We start from the raw sequence: 18,606 nt of genomic DNA on the forward strand, positions 1-18,606 counted from the left end.
CTCCCAAAAGGAGAGGGGGCTGTCAGTGCTCGTATTTCTCTGTGTGGGTCTCTCAGCCCATGGGCATCAGGCTTCACGATAATATTTAAGTCTTTCCGCCAGCAGATCCACAAACGCTTGTCTGTCGACATCCACCATCAATGTCGTATTAGGCTTATTTCCGGTCAGCGAATAGTAATCTACCACCGTCATTCCCTGGGTGTATTTCCCTGCGGTTTCCACACCAACCCAGCGTTCCACCGTGGTGAACATCTCAGGCTTCAACAGCCAGGCAATGGTGCATGGGTCATGCAGTGGTGCTCCCTGGAATCCCCATTTTTCGTCTTTGTGGTACTCAAGGAAGAAGTCGAGCAACTCAGCCACGGTTGTGGCGACAGGGTTACCAATGGCACGAAAACGCTCTGTATCTTCCGACATGATTTGTGCCCGATGGGTAACATCCAGCCCCGCCATCACAATCGGTAAACCCGACTGGAAGACAATCTCTGCCGCTTCCGGGTCGACAAAGATGTTGAACTCCGCCGCAGGCGTCCAGTTCCCAAGCCCCATTGCCCCACCCATAATCACAATGCGGACGATTTTCTTATGCAGTTCCGGGTGGCTGTTTAAGAGCAGCGCAACGTTGGTTTGCGGGCCGGTTGCTACCAGCGTCACGGGTTCAGCACTTTCACGCAGCACCTTCGCCATCAGCTCAACGGCCGTGCAGTTTTGCGGCACAAATCCTGGTTCCGGCAGTGCCGGGCCGTCAAGCCCTGATTCACCGTGAACATTGTCGGCAATGATCAGCTCGCGCATCAGCGGCTTAATCGCACCGCCTGCCACCGGAATATCCGTACGTTTTAACAGCGTGAGCATTCGTAACACGTTGCGCAGGGTTTTATCCGGGGTCTGGTTTCCGGCTGACGAGGTGACAGCTTTTACGTCCAGTTCAGGGGAGGCAAGAGCAAGGACGAGGGCAATCGCGTCATCATGACCTGGATCGCAATCGAGAATGATTGGCAGTGCCATAGAGTTCTCCATTTTTAGCGTTATTTTGTGACAAGGGTAACGCTGCAATGTGACGCCGACGAGAAGAAGAGATGTAAAGCGTGAAGCAGTGCGCAATCCGCAGATTGCGCACTGAGAGGATTAATGCAGGATTTTGGCGAGGAAGTCTTTTGCGCGCTCAGATTTCGGGTTGGCGAAGAACTCTTCTTTCGGCGAGTCTTCTACGATCTTGCCTTCATCCATAAAGATCACGCGGTTGGCCACTTTACGGGCGAAGCCCATTTCGTGTGTCACCACCATCATCGTCATCCCTTCGTGCGCCAGTTCAACCATGACATCCAGCACCTCGTTGATCATTTCAGGATCGAGCGCAGAGGTGGGTTCATCAAAGAGCATGGCTACCGGATCCATACACAGCGCGCGGGCGATCGCCACACGCTGCTGCTGGCCGCCGGAGAGCTGCGCCGGGAATTTATCGGCATGAGCGGAAAGCCCCACGCGTTCCAGTAACTTCAGCCCTTTTTCGCGCGCGAGCTTTTTATCACGCTTAAGCACTTTTACCTGCGCCAGGGTCAGGTTTTCGATAATGGAGAGGTGCGGGAACAGCTCAAAATGCTGGAACACCATCCCGACGTGGGAGCGCAGCTGGGCCAGGTTGGTTTTTTTGTCATTTACTTTGGTGCCGTTAACGAGGATCTCACCTTGCTGCACCGGCTCCAGGCCGTTGACGGTTTTGATAAGCGTGGATTTACCGGAACCGGATGGTCCGCACACCACCACCACATCGCCTTTTTTCACTTCGGTGGAGCAGTCGGTCAGCACCTGAAAGTGCCCATACCATTTAGAAACATTTTTCAGGGAAATCATTATACAGTCCTTTTCTTCAGCCAGCTGACCAACAGCGACGCGCTTAAACTAATCACAAAATAGACCCCACCTGCGAAGAGAACCATCTCAACCTGCGTACCATCACGCTCACCGATGGTGGAAGCGGTACGGAAGAAGTCTGCCAGGCTGAGTACGTATACCAGAGAGGTATCCTGGAACAGCACGATGCCCTGAGTCAGCAGGAGTGGAACCATGGCGCGAAACGCCTGCGGCAGAATGATGAGCTGCATCGACTGCCAGTGAGTCATCCCCAGCGCCAGTGCAGCACTGGATTGCCCACGTGAAATACTCTGAATACCCGCTCGGATAATCTCTGAGTAGTAAGCGGCCTCAAACATGGAGAACGCCACCATCGCCGAGATCAGGCGGATGTCGGTTTTCGGTGACAGCCCCAGTACGTTCTGCAAGAAGCCTGGAACAATCAGATAAAACCACAGCAGCACCATCACCAGTGGAATGGAGCGGAAGACGTTAACGTAGGCGGTAGCAAACCAGGCGAACGGTTTAAAGCTCGACAGGCGCATGACCGCCAGCAATGTTCCCCAGACAATACCAATGACGATGGCGATGACGGTGATTTTTAAGGTAATCACCAGGCCATCCAGCAGGTATGGCATGGAAGGAACGATGGAACTCCAGTCAAAATCGTACATTATTTGCCTCCCAGATTGCCCGGCAGGCGAATTTTGCGTTCAACCAGGTTCATCACCAGCATGATGAAAGCGTTAATCAGAACATACGCGAGGGTTATCGCGGTGAAGGATTCCCACGCATGGGCGGAGTAATCCAGCAGTTTTCCCGCCTGGGCCGCCATATCAACCAGACCGATGGTGGAGGCGATGGCCGAGTTTTTCACCAGGTTCATCATCTCTGAGGTCATCGGCGGAACGATCACGCGGTAGGCGTTAGGCAGCAGCACATAACGGTAGGTTTGTGGCAGCGTCAAGCCCATCGCCAGACCAGCGTTCTTTTGTCCGCGCGGCAGGGACTGAATGGCTGCACGTACCTGCTCGCACACGCGGGCAGCGGTAAACAGCCCCAGGCACAGCATTGAGGAGACAAAGAACTGAATGTTCGGATCCAGTTCTGACTTAAACCACATGCCAATATTTTCAGGCAGCAGTTCCGGCACAACCAGATACCAGGTAAAGAATTGCACAATCAGCGGAACGTTACGGAACAGTTCCACATACAGGGTGCCGAGGGTTGAAAGAAAGCGGTTAGGGACGGTACGCAAAATACCGAACAGCGAGCCGACAAGAAACGCGATTATCCATGCCGTTATGGATAGCGCCACAGTGACCTGAAAGCCGCTCCATAACCAGCCAAGATAGGTGGTGTTGCCGAACGGGGCTTCTTGCAGGAATATGCCCCAGTTCCAGTCAATTGACATAATAAACTCCAGAAAAAAAAGGGTAGCAGCGCTACCCTCGAAGATTGGTGAGAAGCTAATTTTCGCGCTGAGTGGGGAACGACCACTCAACGTATAGTCTGTCCGTGCTTCCCGACAATCGAGAGGGCAGGAGATCCCGCCCCTGTTGTTCTAATTAGTTAAGAGCCTTGTCGTTTGGTGATTTGAACAGTGCTTTCATGTCGTCAGACAGTTCAAAGTTCATGTTGAGATTTTTTGGTGGAATTGGGTTCTTGAACCACTTGTCGAACCATTTTTCCGCTTCGCCGGAGGTCTGCGCCTGAGCGATGGTGTCATCGATCAGCTTTTTGAATTCAGCGTCGTCTTTACGCAGCATACAGCCGTAAGCTTCTTTGGATTGCGCGGTGCCGACGATTTCCCAGTTGTCAGGTTTCTTCGCTTTAGCACGCTCGCCTGCCAGCAGTGCGTCATCCATCATGAACGCCACCGCACGGCCGCTTTCCAGCGTACGGAAGGAGTCGCCGTGGTCTTTCGCACTGATGATGCGCATATCCATTTTCTTCTCGTCGTTCAGCTTGTGCAGCAGAACTTCAGAAGTGGTACCGGATGTCACCACAACCGCTTTACCTTTCAGGTCAGCAAAATCTTTAATCTCGCCGCCTTTCTTGGTCAGCAGGCGGGTACCTACCACGAAGATGGTGTCAGAGAACGCAGCTTGTTTCTGGCGCTCCAGGTTGTTGGTGGTTGAGCCGCACTCAAAATCGAAGGTGCCGTTTTGCAGCAGAGGAATACGGTTCTGCGAGGTGATAGGAATCAACTTCACCTGTAAATCAGGCTTGTTCAGCTTTTTCTTCACGGCTTCAACGATGGCGTTGGAGTAATCCTGTGAATAGCCCACGACTTTTTGCGTGTTGTCGTAGTAAGAGAACGGGACAGAAGATTCACGGTGGCCGACCACGATCACGCCGTTTTTGGCAATCTTGTCGAGAGTGCTCCCGGCAGCCGGAGCGTCTTCAGCGTGGACAACGCCTGCGGACATCCCCATAACCAGCATTGCTGTGGCCAGTTTACGTAATTGCATACCCAACTCCTTTTTTATCAGCGCCAGTGACGCATTGATACCCATTGTGATGTTGTTATATCTCGCGCTATGCGAGTGCAGTGTTATGCAAGCTTGTTAACATTTAGTTTGGCTTAATGTAAAGATTTTGCTGCGTTATTGTTTATTTTTGCGAAGCACGCCGCACCATTCAGAGGCAAAAATCTCCCGTTGCACCGTTTCGGTGCTACCGGTGATCTACGCTGGTGCGACCGGGTTGCACGTTAAGCCAAATTGCGTTTGCGTTAATATACAAAGCAATAGGCGTGCCAAAGTGAAAGTTTGGGAGGAATTGTTGAAGATGGAAAAGCAGGCCGGGTAAGCGTCAGCGCCACCCGGCAGGAGGAGATGATATTATTTACGACGCTGACGAAGGCTCATCAGCACGGCGCCAAAACCAAACAGTGCGGTCAGGATCCACAGCGGCCAGTTGCCGGTACGGGCGTATGGCGTCAATCCGGTTGTCGGTGTGACCTTTGCGGTTAGTACGTCGCGAGTAAATTGCGGAAGCATGGCCTGAATTTCGCCCTGCGGGCCAATCACGGCGGTAATGCCGTTGTTGGTGCTACGCAGCAGCGGACGCGCCAGCTCCAGGGAGCGCATTCGTGCCATCTGGAAGTGTTGCCACGGGCCAATCGATTTGCCAAACCATGCATCGTTAGAGATGGTCAGCAGATAGTCGGTGTCCGGGCGGAAGTTATCGCGCACCTGCTCACCGAGGATAATTTCGTAGCAAATGGCGGCCGTCAGCGCGAAACCGTGCGCGTGCAGCTGAGGCTGAACGTACGGACCACGGCTGAAAGAGGACATCGGCAAATCAAAGAACGGTGCCAGCGGGCGCAGAATCGACTCCAGCGGCACAAATTCACCGAACGGTACCAGGTGGTTCTTGTTATAGCGATTCGTGGAGTTGTAGTTGTATTCGCTGTCCTTGCCGAGCGTAATGATCGTGTTGTACGTGTCATAACGGTTTTGCGGGTTCAGACGCGCATCGACAATCCCGGTGATCAGCGTACTGCCACGCGCACGCAGCAAATTATCCATCATGCTCAGGAACGGTTGCTGGTTGATTTCGAGGTCAGGAATGGCGGATTCCGGCCAGATAATCAGCTGGGATTTTCCCATCACCTGCTCGGTCGCACTGGCATAGATTTTCAGCGTGTTGATAAGCTGCTTTTCGTCCCACTTCATTGCCTGCGGGATATCGCCTTGCACCATCGACACCTGCGTTGCCCGTGCGGGCTCCAGGGTAAACCACTGGATATAACGTAGCGGGAAGGGCAGAGCAAACAGCACCAGCGCCGTGACCAGCGGTTTCCAGCTGCGCGTGATAAGCGCAAGCACCAGCAAGCCACTGACCACCATCAACAGGAAGTTAATCGCCTCCACGCCCATCACCGGAGCCAGCCCTTTTAACGGACCATCAATCTGGCTGTAGCCGAACTGCAACCACGGGAAGCCGGTCAGCACCCAGCCGCGCAGGAATTCTGTGATTTGCCAGATAACCGGAGCCGCAATGGCAACCCGCACCCAGGTGGTTTTCGGCCACAGGCGGGAAAGAATACCTGCGAACAGGCCAGTATAGAGCGAGAGATATGCAGCAAGCAGCACAACCAGGAAGACGTTAACCGGGCCCGGCATCCCGCCAAACTGTGCGATGCTGACATAGACCCAGTTAATGCCGGAGCCAAACAGACCCAGGCCCCAGAAGTAGCCAATGGCTGCGGCCTGCACAGCACGGCGGTTCAGGGTTAAACCCTGTAGCCCCATCAGGGAAATAATGGCGGCAGGCCAGATATCGTAAGGAGAAAAAGCCAGCGTACCGCTGGCTCCGAGTAACAGCGCCAGCAGCAGTCGGACGCGCTGGCGTTCAAGTAATGGGGCAAATGCCATTTACATTAATCTTCCAGTTTTGGCACCGGTGAGTCATCCGGCGTTCTGACATGAACCTGAATAATACGTCGGCTGTCGGCCATAGCGACCTTGAATTGGTAACCGTCGATGTCAACGGTTTCACCGCGAGCCGGAAGATGCCCAAAGGCCTGCATCACCAGACCGCCAATGGTATCGACCTCTTCATCGCTGAAGTGTGTACCGAAGGCGTCGTTGAAGTCTTCAATCGAGGCCAGCGCGCGCACGGTCCAGGTGTGGCGGCTGAGCTGACGGAAGTCGATATCTTCTTCTTCGTCGTACTCGTCTTCGATTTCGCCCACGATCAGCTCAAGAATATCTTCGATCGTGACCAGGCCCGAAACGCCGCCGAATTCATCAATAACAATCGCCATGTGGTAGCGCTGAGAGCGGAACTCTTTCAGCATCCGATCCACACGTTTGCTTTCCGGCACAACCACGGCCTGACGTAACACTTTTTCCATGCTGAAGGCTTCGGCATCGCTGCGCATAAACGGCAGCAGATCTTTCGCCATCAAAATCCCTTCGATGTGATCTTTATCTTCGCTGATAACCGGGAAACGCGAGTGGGCAGATTCGATAATGACATCAAGGCACTCGTCGAGCGTTTGGTTGCGTTTCAGGGTGATCATCTGCGAGCGGGGGATCATGATGTCGCGGACGCGCTGGTCGGCGATGTCCATGACCCCTTCGAGCATTTCGCGCGTATCTTCGTCGATAAGGTCGTTTTGCCCGGAATCACGAATCAGCTCCAGCAGTTCATCACGGTTTTTCGGTTCGCCGTGGAAAAGCTGGTTCAGAATGAGGGAGAAGAATCCCTTTTTACTGTTTGTCGTGTCGCTACTGTGTGAATTGTCGTCGCTCATGGCGTTTGTTAAGGGTTCTCTTGTAAGTTCAATGTTTACCGCCGCGCTATTTCCTTACGCGGCGGCATGTTAGCCGGTCTGTTGACTGACTATTCTTTCTCGGCAATGTACGGATCCTCATAGCCCAGAGCAAGCATTATCTCTGTCTCGAGGGACTCCATCTCTTCCGCTTCGTCATCTTCAATATGATCGTAGCCCAGCAAATGCAGGCTGCCGTGTACGACCATATGCGCCCAGTGGGCCTCAAGCGGTTTTTGCTGCTCTTTGGCTTCCTGCTCAACCACCTGACGGCAGATGATCAAATCGCCCAGCAGCGGCATCTCGATACCCGGTGGAGCTTCAAACGGGAAAGAGAGCACATTGGTCGGCTTATCTTTACCGCGGTAGGTCAGATTAAGCTCATGGCTTTCCGCTTCATCCACCAGGCGAATCGTGACTTCTGATTCTTCCTGAAACTGGGGGATGACCGCATCCAGCCATTTCTGAAATTGCGCTTCTTCCGGCATTCCAGAATTATCTTCACAGGCCAGCTGTAAATCGAGGATCACCTGACTCATTTTTGATCTTGCTCCTGCGCTTCGCGCTTACGTTCTGCGGCCAGTTCGGCCTTTCGCTTCTGCTCTGCCTCTTCCCAGGCTTCATAAGCATTGACGATGCGTGCCACCACCGGGTGACGTACCACGTCTTCGCTGTGGAAGAAGTTGAAACTGATTTCGTCCACTTCGGCCAGCACTTCGATGGCGTGACGAAGGCCGGATTTGGTACTGCGCGGCAGGTCAATCTGGGTCACGTCGCCGGTGATAACGGCTTTTGAGTTAAAGCCGATACGCGTCAGGAACATCTTCATCTGTTCGATGGTGGTGTTCTGGCTCTCATCCAGGATGATGAAGGCATCATTGAGGGTACGACCGCGCATGTACGCGAGGGGAGCCACTTCGATAACGTTACGCTCAATCAGTTTTTCGACTTTCTCAAAGCCCAGCATTTCGAACAGCGCATCGTACAGCGGGCGCAGGTACGGGTCGACTTTCTGGCTCAGGTCGCCTGGCAGGAAGCCCAGTTTCTCGCCCGCTTCAACCGCTGGACGGGTCAGCAGAATACGACGGATATCCTGACGCTCCAGCGCATCCACAGCCGCGGCTACCGCCAGATAGGTTTTCCCTGTCCCGGCCGGGCCCACGCCGAAGGTGATGTCATGGTCGAGGATATTGGCGATGTACTGCGCCTGGTTTGGCGTGCGCGGCTTAATCACGCCACGCTTGGTCTTGATGTTAATCGCCTTGCCGTAGTCAGGAACGCTTTCAGCGCTCTGCTCAAGCACTCGCGCCTCTTTAATGGCGAGGTGGATCTGTTCCGGCTCGATATCCTGAGTCTGGCCGCGCATCGGGGCGGTATCGACATACAAACTGCGCAGAATATCCGCAGCCGCATTGACGCAAATCGTGCGTCCGGTGAGTTTGAAATGATTATCGCGACGATTGATTTCGATACCCAGACGTCGCTCCAGTTGTTTGATGTTGTCATCAAACGGCCCGCACAGGCTCAGCAGGCGAGCGTTGTCTGCGGGCTCAAGGCTAATTTCACGCGTGTCTATATTCAAACCGTTCCTCTTTGAGTGTTTTGTAGGCCTGGCATCATAAAACTGTCATTACCGAAAGTATTCACGCCACAGAATAAAGGCGCAAGCATTGCTATCGATATTGGGGGCGAGCAGAGGAAATACAAGGCCTGCCAGAAAGGCAGGCCTGGACGAATTAAGGCTGATAGATACCTACGCCAGAATCGTTTTCTTTACGGGTACGGGAGATAACGGATTCCGGAGATTCAGCAATGCGCAGGCCCATTTCATCCTCGGTACGCACAAGCTTCGCGCGCAGCGAGTTGGTCAGCACCTCGACAATCTCGACGTCCACGAATTTCCCAATCATATCCGGGGTACCTTCGAAGTTCACCACGCGGTTATTTTCGGTACGACCGGAGAGCTCCATAACGCTCTTACGGGACGTGCCTTCAACCAGAATGCGCTGGACAGTACCGAGCATCCGGCGGCTCCAGGCGTTAGCCTGCTGGTTGATGCGCTCCTGGAGAATATACAGACGCTGTTTTTTCTCTTCTTCCGGAACATCGTCAACCATATCGGCCGCCGGGGTGCCAGGACGTGCAGAGAAGATGAAGCTGTAGCTCACGTCGAAATTCACGTCGCCGATGAGCTTCATGGTGCGCTCAAAGTCATCGGTGGTTTCGCCAGGGAAGCCAACGATAAAGTCGGAGCTAATCTGGATATCCGGGCGTGCGGCAAGCAGCTTGCGGATGGTGGCTTTGTATTCCAGCACCGTATGCGGACGGCCCATCAGGTTCAGCACGCGGTCAGAACCACACTGGATAGGCAGGTGCAGGAAGCTCACCAGTTCCGGCGTGTCGCGATAAACATCGATGATGTCATCGGTAAATTCCATCGGGTGGCTGGTGGTGAAACGAATGCGGTCAATACCGTCAATGGCGGCCACCAGACGCAGCAGTTCAGCAAAGCTGCCGGTGCTGCCGTCATAATTCTCGCCACGCCAGGCGTTAACGTTCTGGCCCAGCAGGTTGACTTCGCGTACGCCCTGTGCGGCAAGCTGTGCGACTTCAAACAGAACGTCATCTGCCGGGCGGCTGACTTCTTCACCGCGCGTGTAAGGCACCACGCAGTAGGTACAGTATTTGTTGCAGCCTTCCATGATGGAGACGAATGCTGTAGGGCCATCAGCACGTGGCTCTGGCAGACGGTCGAATTTTTCGATCTCCGGGAAGCTTACGTCAACAACCGGGCTACGATTGCCGCGAACCTTATTGATCATCTCAGGCAGGCGGTGCAGGGTCTGAGGGCCAAAGACGATATCCACATAAGGGGCTCTCTGGCGGATCAGTTTGCCTTCCTGCGACGCAACGCAGCCGCCAACGCCGATGATCAGATCCGGATTTTTACGTTTGAGAAGTTTCCAGCGACCTAACACATGAAAGACTTTTTCCTGCGCTTTTTCACGAATTGAACAGGTGTTTAGCAGCAGCACATCGGCTTCTTTCGCATTTTCAGTCAGCTGGTATCCGTGGGTTGTATCCAGCAGATCGGCCATCTTCGATGAATCGTATTCGTTCATCTGACAGCCCCAGGTTTTTATATGGAGTTTTTTAGTCATCGACTTGCTCAGCTCAGGATTGCAAGCCGCGTATTGTAATGCTTTGGTGCGGTTGTGACCAGTATGAAGGTTGTCAACCTCCTTACCCTAAAAATCCGGTAAACTTAAGGGATTCTGCAATAAGGAAAATTGACCATGACACTCCAACAAACCGAAATTGCCGTTGTCGGCGGCGGTATGGTCGGCGGCGCACTGGCGCTGGGGCTCGCGCAGCAGGGATTTGAGGTAACGGTCATTGAACAGGCCGAGCCTGTGGCATTTGATGCGACAGCAAAACCCGATGTCCGAATTTCTGCGATCAGTGCCGCCTCTGTCGATCTTCTTCGTGGGCTGGGCGTATGGGATGCCGTGCTTGCGATGCGGGCGCATCCCTACAGTCGACTCGAAACATGGGAGTGGGAAAATGCCCATGTGGAGTTTGATGCCGCCGAGCTGAAATTGCCGCGGCTGGGTTATATGGTGGAAAACAACGTCCTGCAACAGGCGCTATGGCAGGCGCTGGAGGCGCACCAGAAGGTGACGTTGCGCGTCCCTTCTTCGCTCAAGGCCCTGCATCGTCATGAAGGCGGGTACCGCCTGACGCTGGATAATGATGATGAAGTTGCCGTGAAGCTGGTGGTGGGGGCGGATGGCGCGAACTCGCAGGTCAGACAAATGGCGGGGATCGGCGTTCATGCCTGGCAGTATCAGCAATCCTGTATGTTAATCACTGTGCAGTGTGAAAATGACCCGGGTAAGAGTACCTGGCAACATTTCACGCCAAACGGCCCACATGCCTTCTTGCCGCTGTTTGACAACTGGGCATCCCTGGTGTGGTACGACAAACCGGCGCGTATTCGCCAGTTGCAGGGGTTATCGATGGCGCAGCTACAACATGAAGTTATGCACCACTTCCCGGGCCGTCTGGGACATGTGACGCCGGTTGCTGCCGGAGCATTCCCGCTGACCCGCCGACACGCATTGCAATACGCCCGCGAAGGGCTGGCGCTGGTCGGGGATGCGGCACATACCATTCACCCACTGGCAGGGCAGGGTGTCAATCTGGGATATCGTGACGTTGAAGCGTTGCTGGATGTATTAACCAGTGCGCGAGCGCACGCTGAACCCTGGGCGAGCCAGCAGGTACTGAAACGTTATCAGACGCGTCGCATGGCGGATAACTTCTTGATGCAATCGGGGATGGATCTGTTTTACGCCGGGTTCAGTAACGACTTAGGGCCGGTGCGAATTTTGCGTAATATTGGGCTGATGGCGGCAGAGCGTGCCGGTGGTCTGAAGCGTCAGGCGTTGAAATACGCTCTCGGACTCTAATCATTTTTCCCTCTCCCCGTGGGAGAGGGCCAGGGTGAGAGCATCAGGCCGCACAATTCTGTACAAAAACAAAAAAGCCCGCAGAGCGGGCTTTTTTGTTGCTAAGTGGCTGGGGTGCAGGGATTCGAACCCCGGAATGCTGGTATCAGAAACCAGAGCCTTACCGCTTGGCGACACCCCAATTGCGTTAAACAAACAGCTTAACGACTTTTTAAATTGGCTGGGGTACGAGGATTCGAACCTCGGAATGCTGGTATCAGAAACCAGAGCCTTACCGCTTGGCGATACCCCAACAATTTTTTCTAGCTTACCGACATAATCGATAATGTACTAATTTGGTGGCTACGACGGGATTCGAACCTGTGACCCCATCATTATGAGTGATGTGCTCTAACCAACTGAGCTACGTAGCCAGTACTGCATTCTTCGATGGCTGGGGTACCTGGATTCGAACCAGGGAATGCCGGTATCAAAAACCGGTGCCTTACCGCTTGGCGATACCCCAATACCGCGGAGAACCGCAAAATCGAAGAAATATGGCTGGGGTACCTGGATTCGAACCAGGGAATGCCGGTATCAAAAACCGGTGCCTTACCGCTTGGCGATACCCCATCCGTGCAACGCTTACCTGGGAATGGTGCGGGAGGCGAGACTTGAACTCGCACACCTTGCGGCGCCAGAACCTAAATCTGGTGCGTCTACCAATTTCGCCACTCCCGCAAAAAAGATGGTGGCTACGACGGGATTCGAACCTGTGACCCCATCATTATGAGTGATGTGCTCTAACCAACTGAGCTACGTAGCCATCTTTTTTTCGCGTTACCTTATCGGCGTTGCGGGGCGCATTATGCGTATAGACCCTTGCAGCGTCAACACCTTTTTCATCGAAAATGGCCGGAATGTGACTGTTTGGTTAGGTTGCGAACAGCGTGGCCGAATATTCGGCAATTATTGGTTATTAATCGTTTTTGTCCAGCAAAATACAATGCAAAAAAACAGGCCCCGGAGGGCCTGTTAGTCATTCAGACAATCATTTATATGCCGACTGGTGAACGCCTACAGCACGTCCTGACGGGTCGTTCATGGATTTGAACGATTCGTCCCATTCAATCGCTTTTGCGGAAGAGCAAGCGACTGACGGGCCACCAGGAACACATTCCGCAGCACTCGGTACCGGGAATAGCTCTTCAAAGATTTCACGGTACAGATAGGCTTCTTTGGAGCCCGGCGTGTTGTACGGGAAGCGGAAGCTGGCGGTTTCCAGTTGTTGGTCAGAAACCTGTTTTGCCGCCACCTCTTTCAGGGTGTCGATCCAGCTGTAACCTACGCCATCAGAGAACTGCTCTTTCTGACGCCATGCAACGCTTGCCGGCAGGTAGGACTCAAAACATTCACGAAGGATATGTTTTTCCATTTTGCCGTTGCCGCACATTTTATCCTGCGGGTTAATACGCATCGCCACGTCGAGGAATTTCTTATCGAGGAACGGTACACGAGCTTCCACGCCCCAGGCCGACATCGCTTTGTTGGCACGCGCACAGTCAAACATATGCAGTGCCTGAAGTTTGCGGACCGTCTCTTCATGTAACTCTTTGGCATTCGGCGCTTTATGGAAGTACAGGTAGCCACCGAAGACTTCATCAGAACCTTCGCCTGACAGCACCATCTTAATGCCCATCGCTTTGATCTTACGAGACATCAGGTACATCGGCGTAGAGGCGCGGATGGTCGTCACATCATAGGTTTCGATGTGGTAGATAACATCGCGGATCGCATCCAGGCCTTCCTGCACGGTGAAGTGAATTTCATGGTGCACGGTACCGAGGTGGTTTGCCACTTCCTGCGCGGCTTTCAGGTCAGGAGCACCTTCCAGGCCAACAGCAAAGGAGTGCAGCTGTGGCCACCAGGCTTCTGAACGCTCCTGATCTTCCACACGACGCGCGGCAAATTTCTTGGTGATGGCGGAAATCACAGAGGAATCCAGACCACCGGAAAGCAGCACGCCGTAAGGCACGTCGGACATCAGGTGGCTTTTAACGGAATCTTCCAGCGCCTGACGCAGCTCGGCTTTGTCGGTCACGTTGTCTTTCACTGCATCAAAATCGAACCAGTCGCGCTGGTAGTACTGGCGGATCTCGCCGTCTTTACTCCACAGATAGCTGCCTGCCGGGAACTCTTTAATGGTGCGGCAAACGGGCACCAGGGCTTTCATTTCAGAAGCCACATAGAAGTTACCGTGTTCATCATGTCCCATATACAGCGGGATAATCCCGATGTGATCGCGGCCGATCAGGTAGGCGTCTTTTTCGCTGTCATACAGTGCAAAGGCGAACATGCCTTGCAGGTCATCCAGAAACTCTGGTCCTTTCTCCTGATACAGCGCGAGGATAACTTCGCAGTCAGAACCGGTCTGGAAAGCGTAGCGGTCGCCGTATTCAGCGCGCAGCGCCTGATGGTTATAGATTTCACCGTTCACCGCCAGCGCGTGCGTTTTTTTCTCGTTATACAGCGGCTGTGCACCAGCGTTGACGTCAACAATAGACAGACGTTCATGCGCCAGAATCGCTTTATCACTGGCGTAAACGCCTGACCAGTCCGGGCCGCGATGGCGCATCAGGCGGGACAGTTCAAGAGCCTTTTTACGCAGTTCGCCTGCGTCAGTTTTAATATCCAGTACGCCGAAAATTGAACACATAACCTTCTCCGTTAACCCTGTTGCTTTGTAATGTTGCTTGCTTATGAAAATGCCGCAAAGGGGGAGGGCGCGCAAGGGTTTTACGGCCTAAAACAGAAATAGTGCAATGGCAATTGCTGAATGTTGAAAAATGAGTATGTCCTGAACGATTTTATTGATGATTATGCAATGAATGGTGGTTTTTGTTAGATGGAGTTGCGTTTATCAGGGCCAAAAATGAAAAACCACGCCCTGAGGCGTGGTTCTGAATCAGATGACGTCAATTTCATCAACTGAGGGGTAAATCCAGCTCGGCCGGAACGGCATGGAGTCGATATCGTCGAGGGTGGATACACCGGAAAGCACGAGGATCGTCTCAAGACCCGCCTGGAAACCGGCCAGAATGTCAGTTCTCAGGTTGTCGCCCACAATCACGGTCTGCTCAGAATGCGCCTGCATTTTGTTCAGTGCGGCGCGGATGATCCACGGGCTCGGTTTACCGACAACAAACGGCTTACGGCCGGAGATTTTTTCGATACCGGCACATAGCGCCCCGCAGGCCGGATAAAAACTGCGACCATGGGTGTCCGGGTTGGTCGCGATAAAGCGCGCGCCGTTGGCGACAAAGTACGCTGCTTTATGCATCATCTCCCAGTTAAAGGAGCGCGTTTCACCCACAATCACAAAGTCCGGGTTCACATCAGTGATGGTAAAGCCCGCTTTATACAGCTCGTGGATCAGCGCGCCTTCACCCACCACGTAGGCTTTTTTTCCTTCCTGACGTTTCAGAAAATCAGCCGTTGCCATTGCGGAGGTATAAAACACAGTGTCCGGCACGTCGACACCCGCCGTCGCAAAGCGGTTAGCCAGATCCTGACCGGTTTGGGAAGGGTAGTTCGTGAGAAGAACCAGTGGCATTCCTTTGTCGATGATGCGGTGTAAGAACTCCGCAGCACCCGGCACGGCAACGTTGTCGTGCATCAGCACGCCGTCGATATCACAAATTACATTCTTAATGGTCATGGACAATCCGACATCAAAAAAAGAAGGCGTTACTATAAGATCCGATCAGGATTCCAGCAAATGCTGGAGCAGGATCCCGTTAAGCATGGCGCGTTTTACCAGCGCGAAAGCACCAATCGCTGAGCGGTGATCCAGCGTTGAGCGCACCACCGGCAGGTTCTGGCGAAACGCTTTCAGCGCCTGGGTGTTAATACAGCCTTCAATAGCCGGTAATAACACTTTTTCAGCTTCGACGATCTCACCCGCGATCACCACTTTTTGTGGGTTAAACAGGTTGATGGCAATGGCAATGGTTTTACCCAGGTGGCGACCAACCTGTTCGATAACTTCACAGGCCAGCGCGTCGCCTTTGTTGGCGGCTTTGCAAATTGCACCAATTTTGCAGTCGTCGAGGGTCACGCGGCTTTGGTAACCCTGTTCAAGTAAGTGGCGGACCCGATTTTCTATTGCCGCGTTGGCGGCGATGGTTTCAAGGCAGCCGAAATTACCGCAGTGGCAACGCTCGCCCAGCGGCTCTACCTGAATATGGCCAATCTCACCCACGTTGCCGTTGCGGCCAATAAAAATGCGGCCATTAGAGATAATGCCTGCGCCCGTACCACGGTGAACACGCACCAGAATAGAGTCTTCACAGTCCTGACTCGCACCAAAATAGTGCTCTGCCAGCGCCAGAGAACGAATGTCATGGCCGACGAAGCAGGTCACTTTAAAGCGTTTTTCCAGCGCCTTAACCAGCCCCCAGTTCTCAACCTGGATATGTGGCATATAACGAATCACACCACTTTCAGGGTCGACCAGACCCGGCAGGATCACCGAAATAGCAATCAGCTCGCGGATCTTGCGCTGACAGGTTTCAATGAAGTGCGCGATGGTATTAAGCAGGGCGTGCTCCAGGGTTTCCTGGGTACGTTCCGGCAGCGGGTAATGTTCTTCGGCAATAGCTTTACTGCTCAGATCGTAGAGGGTAAGCGTAGTGTCATGACGGCCAAGACGGACGCCAATAGCCTGGAAGTTGCGGGTTTCGGTAACAATGGAGATAGCGCGGCGACCCCCGGTAGAGGCCTGCTGATCGACTTCTTTTATCAGGCCGCGCTCAATAAGTTGACGTGTAATTTTTGTCACACTGGCGGGAGCAAGCTGGCTTTGTTCGGCTATCTGAATGCGTGAGATTGGCCCGTGCTGGTCAATCAGGCGATAAACTGCCGCGCTGTTAAGTTGTTTAACGAGATCGACATTACCGATTTGAGCTTGTCCGCCTGGTGTCATACTTTTACTTACTCAGTGACGACCTCGTTACCATTAACGATGGTCTTAATAATTTTATAATCGTGTGTGAAGGCAGTCAGGTTTGCAATCATACCTGGCGCAATCCCACCGAGCTGTTTATCCACGCCCATCGCGCGAGCCGGATACAGTGTTGCCATACGCAGCACTTCATCAAGCGCGATACCGCAATGCTCGACCAGGTTACGCACCCCTTCGATCATGGTCAGCGCAGAGCCACTCAGCGTGCCGTTTTCGTCCACACACAGTCCATTGCGGTAGTATATTGTTTTACCAGCAAAAATGAACTGGTCAATATCTGCCCCTGCCGGTGCGGTTGCATCTGTTACCAGACACAGCTTATCGCCTTTCAGACGCTTGGCATTGCGGATGTTGGTGTAATCGACGTGTAACCCATCGGCAATAATGCCGCAGTAGACGTCTGGCTCATCCAGAATCGCGCCGACCAGCCCCGGTTCACGACCGGTGATGTATGGCATGGCATTATAAAGGTGGGTTGCGAAGGTAATGCCTGCGCGGAAGCCGATTTTAGCTTCTTTCAGCGTGGCATTAGAGTGGCCGGCAGACACCACAATCCCGGCCGCAGCCAGTTTGCTGATAACCTCTGGCCCGGTCATTTCTGGTGCCAGCGTCACTTTGGTGATTACATCGGCGTTGGCACACATGTAATCGACAAGCTCCGCGTCCGGTTTACGAACATAATCCGGGTTATGGGTGCCTTTCTTGACCATGTTCAGCCACGGTCCTTCCAGGTGCAGGCCCAGCGCCTGATTAGGGTATTTTGCAAGGTACTCGCGCATCACGCGGATACCTTTTTTCATCAGTTCATCGCTGCTGGTGATAAGCGTTGGCAGATAGCTGGTGCAGCCCGATTTTTCATTGGCTTTTTGCATGATTTCCAGCGTTTCAACGGTCACTGCTTCTGCGGTGTCGTTAAACTGCACGCCGCCGCAGCCGTTAAGCTGAACGTCGATAAAACCGGGGGAGATAATTGCTCCATTGAGTGAGCGCTGTTCAATCTCCGGCGGCAGTTCAGCCAGCGGACAGATACGTTCAATCAGGCCATTCGCGATAACAATCGCGTGGTCATCCAGAATTTCATGGCCGGTATAAATCCGACCGTGGGTTAAAGCATACATAACGACCCCCGGTTTAAAAATGCGACCGCCTCTTCGCAAAGAGGCGGTTATTCAATTACAGACCTTTGATGTTCTCAGCTTCTAACTCGTTGAAGTATTTCAGCGTCTTCACTTTCAGTTCCATGGTGGACGGCTCGTCGCACACAATAACTGATTTCGGGTGCAGCTGGAGACAGCTGATGGTCCACATGTGGTTAACGTTGCCTTCAACGGCCGCCTGGAGCGCCTGTGCTTTCACGCCGCCCAGCACCAGAATCATCACTTCTTCGGCATCCAGCAGGGTGCCCACGCCAACGGTCAGGGCGTATTTTGGAACCTGGTTAACGTCGCCGTCAAAGAAGCGTGAGTTTGCCACGCGAGTGTCATGGGTCAGGGTTTTAATACGCGTACGGGAAGCCAGAGATGATGCTGGTTCGTTAAACGCGATATGCCCATCGTTACCCACGCCACCCATGAACAGGTGGATTTTACCGTATGCGCGGATTTTTTCTTCGTACTGACGGCATTCCGCATCAATATCAGGCGCGTTTCCATTCAACAGGTTAATATTTTCAGCAGGGATATCAACGTGATCAAAGAAGTTGCGGTGCATGAAGCTGTGATAGCTCTCAGGATGTTCCTTTGGCAGGCCAACATATTCATCCATGTTGAAGGTCACAACATGTTTGAAGCTAACCTGGCCCGCTTTGTGCATTTCAACCAGTGCTTTGTATGCAGTCAGCGGTGTGCCGCCAGTCGGAAGACCAAGAACGAAAGGACGATCGGCGGTCGGTTTGAACGCATTAATGCGGTTAACGATATGACGAGCGGCCCATTTACCGACTTGTTCAGCTGTTGCCAGGGGAATCAGTCTCATTGTTCACCTCTAGAGTT

General features: G+C 53.3%; 16 protein-coding genes and 7 tRNA genes. 1 reads left to right on the forward strand and 22 read right to left on the reverse strand.

What is annotated here, in order from left to right:
* Positions 1–66: 66 nt before the first annotated feature.
* The 10 genes from rihA to miaB form a co-directional block, all read right to left on the reverse strand.
* Positions 67–1,008 (reverse strand): pyrimidine-specific ribonucleoside hydrolase RihA, encoded by a 942-nt coding sequence (gene rihA, locus M987_RS11760; RefSeq protein WP_014069334.1) that lies wholly within the window; start codon positions 1,006–1,008, stop codon positions 67–69.
* Positions 1,009–1,128: 120 nt separating this feature from the next.
* Complete coding sequence (locus M987_RS11765; RefSeq protein ID WP_014069335.1) at positions 1,129–1,854, reverse strand: amino acid ABC transporter ATP-binding protein; 726 nt, start codon at positions 1,852–1,854, stop codon at positions 1,129–1,131.
* A complete protein-coding gene (gltK, locus tag M987_RS11770; protein ID WP_014069336.1) occupies positions 1,854–2,528 on the reverse strand; it encodes a glutamate/aspartate ABC transporter permease GltK in 675 nt (224 codons plus the stop codon). Before gltK ends, M987_RS11765 begins: the two co-directional genes overlap by 1 nt.
* Positions 2,528–3,268 carry an amino acid ABC transporter permease gene (locus M987_RS11775; RefSeq protein WP_014069337.1) on the reverse strand — a complete coding sequence of 247 codons (741 nt, stop codon included), beginning with the start codon at positions 3,266–3,268 and terminating at the stop codon, positions 2,528–2,530. The genes gltK and M987_RS11775 overlap by 1 nt, the downstream gene beginning before the upstream one ends.
* 154 nt (positions 3,269–3,422) lie before the next feature.
* Positions 3,423–4,328 (reverse strand): amino acid ABC transporter substrate-binding protein, encoded by a 906-nt coding sequence (locus M987_RS11780; RefSeq protein ID WP_014069338.1) that lies wholly within the window; start codon positions 4,326–4,328, stop codon positions 3,423–3,425.
* A 372-nt stretch (positions 4,329–4,700) separates the two neighbouring features.
* Entirely contained in the window at positions 4,701–6,239 is a 1,539-nt protein-coding gene (gene lnt / locus M987_RS11785; RefSeq protein ID WP_014069339.1) for an apolipoprotein N-acyltransferase, read from the reverse strand.
* A gap of 5 nt (positions 6,240–6,244) precedes the next feature.
* A complete protein-coding gene (gene corC, locus M987_RS11790) occupies positions 6,245–7,123 on the reverse strand; it encodes a CNNM family magnesium/cobalt transport protein CorC (RefSeq protein ID WP_010428614.1) in 879 nt (292 codons plus the stop codon).
* 89 nt (positions 7,124–7,212) lie between these two features.
* The gene (gene ybeY, locus M987_RS11795; protein WP_003858677.1) at positions 7,213–7,680 is read right to left on the reverse strand and encodes an rRNA maturation RNase YbeY; all 468 of its coding nucleotides are present in this window, start codon (positions 7,678–7,680) and stop codon (positions 7,213–7,215) included.
* Positions 7,677–8,723: a PhoH family protein gene (locus M987_RS11800; protein WP_014069340.1), complete on the reverse strand. Its 1,047-nt coding sequence runs from the start codon at positions 8,721–8,723 to the stop codon at positions 7,677–7,679. The genes ybeY and M987_RS11800 overlap by 4 nt, the downstream gene beginning before the upstream one ends.
* Before the next feature lie 154 nt (positions 8,724–8,877).
* Entirely contained in the window at positions 8,878–10,302 is a 1,425-nt protein-coding gene (miaB, locus tag M987_RS11805; protein ID WP_014069341.1) for a tRNA (N6-isopentenyl adenosine(37)-C2)-methylthiotransferase MiaB, read from the reverse strand.
* Positions 10,303–10,437: 135 nt separating this feature from the next.
* Here miaB and ubiF point away from each other — a divergent pair, with 135 nt between their 5' ends.
* Complete coding sequence (ubiF, locus tag M987_RS11810) at positions 10,438–11,613, forward strand: 3-demethoxyubiquinol 3-hydroxylase (protein ID WP_014069342.1); 1,176 nt, start codon at positions 10,438–10,440, stop codon at positions 11,611–11,613.
* Between the two features lie 106 nt (positions 11,614–11,719).
* On the opposite strand, the gene M987_RS11815 is transcribed toward ubiF, so the two are convergent.
* The 12 genes from M987_RS11815 to nagB form a co-directional block, all read right to left on the reverse strand.
* A tRNA-Gln gene (locus tag M987_RS11815) sits at positions 11,720–11,794 on the reverse strand.
* Positions 11,795–11,830: 36 nt separating this feature from the next.
* Positions 11,831–11,905: transfer RNA gene (locus M987_RS11820), tRNA-Gln, on the reverse strand.
* Positions 11,906–11,949: 44 nt separating this feature from the next.
* Positions 11,950–12,026: transfer RNA gene (locus M987_RS11825), tRNA-Met, on the reverse strand.
* A gap of 17 nt (positions 12,027–12,043) precedes the next feature.
* Positions 12,044–12,118, reverse strand: a tRNA-Gln gene (locus tag M987_RS11830).
* Between the two features lie 32 nt (positions 12,119–12,150).
* Positions 12,151–12,225: transfer RNA gene (locus M987_RS11835), tRNA-Gln, on the reverse strand.
* 23 nt (positions 12,226–12,248) lie between these two features.
* Positions 12,249–12,333, reverse strand: a tRNA-Leu gene (locus tag M987_RS11840).
* A gap of 8 nt (positions 12,334–12,341) precedes the next feature.
* Positions 12,342–12,418: transfer RNA gene (locus M987_RS11845), tRNA-Met, on the reverse strand.
* 225 nt (positions 12,419–12,643) lie between these two features.
* Positions 12,644–14,308 carry an asparagine synthase B gene (asnB, locus tag M987_RS11850; RefSeq protein ID WP_014069343.1) on the reverse strand — a complete coding sequence of 555 codons (1,665 nt, stop codon included), beginning with the start codon at positions 14,306–14,308 and terminating at the stop codon, positions 12,644–12,646.
* Between the two features lie 249 nt (positions 14,309–14,557).
* The gene (gene nagD, locus M987_RS11855) at positions 14,558–15,310 is read right to left on the reverse strand and encodes a ribonucleotide monophosphatase NagD (protein ID WP_014069344.1); all 753 of its coding nucleotides are present in this window, start codon (positions 15,308–15,310) and stop codon (positions 14,558–14,560) included.
* 45 nt (positions 15,311–15,355) lie between these two features.
* The gene (gene nagC / locus M987_RS11860; RefSeq protein WP_014069345.1) at positions 15,356–16,576 is read right to left on the reverse strand and encodes a DNA-binding transcriptional regulator NagC; all 1,221 of its coding nucleotides are present in this window, start codon (positions 16,574–16,576) and stop codon (positions 15,356–15,358) included.
* Between the two features lie 8 nt (positions 16,577–16,584).
* Entirely contained in the window at positions 16,585–17,733 is a 1,149-nt protein-coding gene (nagA, locus tag M987_RS11865) for an N-acetylglucosamine-6-phosphate deacetylase (protein WP_014069346.1), read from the reverse strand.
* Positions 17,734–17,788: 55 nt separating this feature from the next.
* Entirely contained in the window at positions 17,789–18,589 is an 801-nt protein-coding gene (nagB, locus tag M987_RS11870; RefSeq protein WP_014069347.1) for a glucosamine-6-phosphate deaminase, read from the reverse strand.
* Positions 18,590–18,606: the final 17 nt, after the last annotated feature.

Source organism: Enterobacter soli ATCC BAA-2102 (assembly GCF_001654845.1).
Lineage (GTDB): Bacteria > Pseudomonadota > Gammaproteobacteria > Enterobacterales > Enterobacteriaceae > Enterobacter > Enterobacter soli.

Excerpts from the sequence above, each read along its gene's own strand:
- rihA (WP_014069334.1), bottom strand. The coding sequence starts at position 1,008 with ATGGCACTGCCAATCATTCTCGATTGCGATCCAGGTCATGATGACGCG.
- M987_RS11765 (WP_014069335.1), bottom strand. The coding sequence starts at position 1,854 with ATGATTTCCCTGAAAAATGTTTCTAAATGGTATGGGCACTTTCAGGTG.
- gltK (WP_014069336.1), bottom strand. The coding sequence starts at position 2,528 with ATGTACGATTTTGACTGGAGTTCCATCGTTCCTTCCATGCCATACCTG.
- M987_RS11775 (WP_014069337.1), bottom strand. The coding sequence starts at position 3,268 with ATGTCAATTGACTGGAACTGGGGCATATTCCTGCAAGAAGCCCCGTTC.
- M987_RS11780 (WP_014069338.1), bottom strand. The coding sequence starts at position 4,328 with ATGCAATTACGTAAACTGGCCACAGCAATGCTGGTTATGGGGATGTCC.
- lnt (WP_014069339.1), bottom strand. The coding sequence starts at position 6,239 with ATGGCATTTGCCCCATTACTTGAACGCCAGCGCGTCCGACTGCTGCTG.
- corC (WP_010428614.1), bottom strand. The coding sequence starts at position 7,123 with ATGAGCGACGACAATTCACACAGTAGCGACACGACAAACAGTAAAAAG.
- ybeY (WP_003858677.1), bottom strand. The coding sequence starts at position 7,680 with ATGAGTCAGGTGATCCTCGATTTACAGCTGGCCTGTGAAGATAATTCT.
- miaB (WP_014069341.1), bottom strand. The coding sequence starts at position 10,302 with ATGACTAAAAAACTCCATATAAAAACCTGGGGCTGTCAGATGAACGAA.
- ubiF (WP_014069342.1), top strand. The coding sequence starts at position 10,438 with ATGACACTCCAACAAACCGAAATTGCCGTTGTCGGCGGCGGTATGGTC.
- asnB (WP_014069343.1), bottom strand. The coding sequence starts at position 14,308 with ATGTGTTCAATTTTCGGCGTACTGGATATTAAAACTGACGCAGGCGAA.
- nagD (WP_014069344.1), bottom strand. The coding sequence starts at position 15,310 with ATGACCATTAAGAATGTAATTTGTGATATCGACGGCGTGCTGATGCAC.
- nagC (WP_014069345.1), bottom strand. The coding sequence starts at position 16,576 with ATGACACCAGGCGGACAAGCTCAAATCGGTAATGTCGATCTCGTTAAA.
- nagA (WP_014069346.1), bottom strand. The coding sequence starts at position 17,733 with ATGTATGCTTTAACCCACGGTCGGATTTATACCGGCCATGAAATTCTG.
- nagB (WP_014069347.1), bottom strand. The coding sequence starts at position 18,589 with ATGAGACTGATTCCCCTGGCAACAGCTGAACAAGTCGGTAAATGGGCC.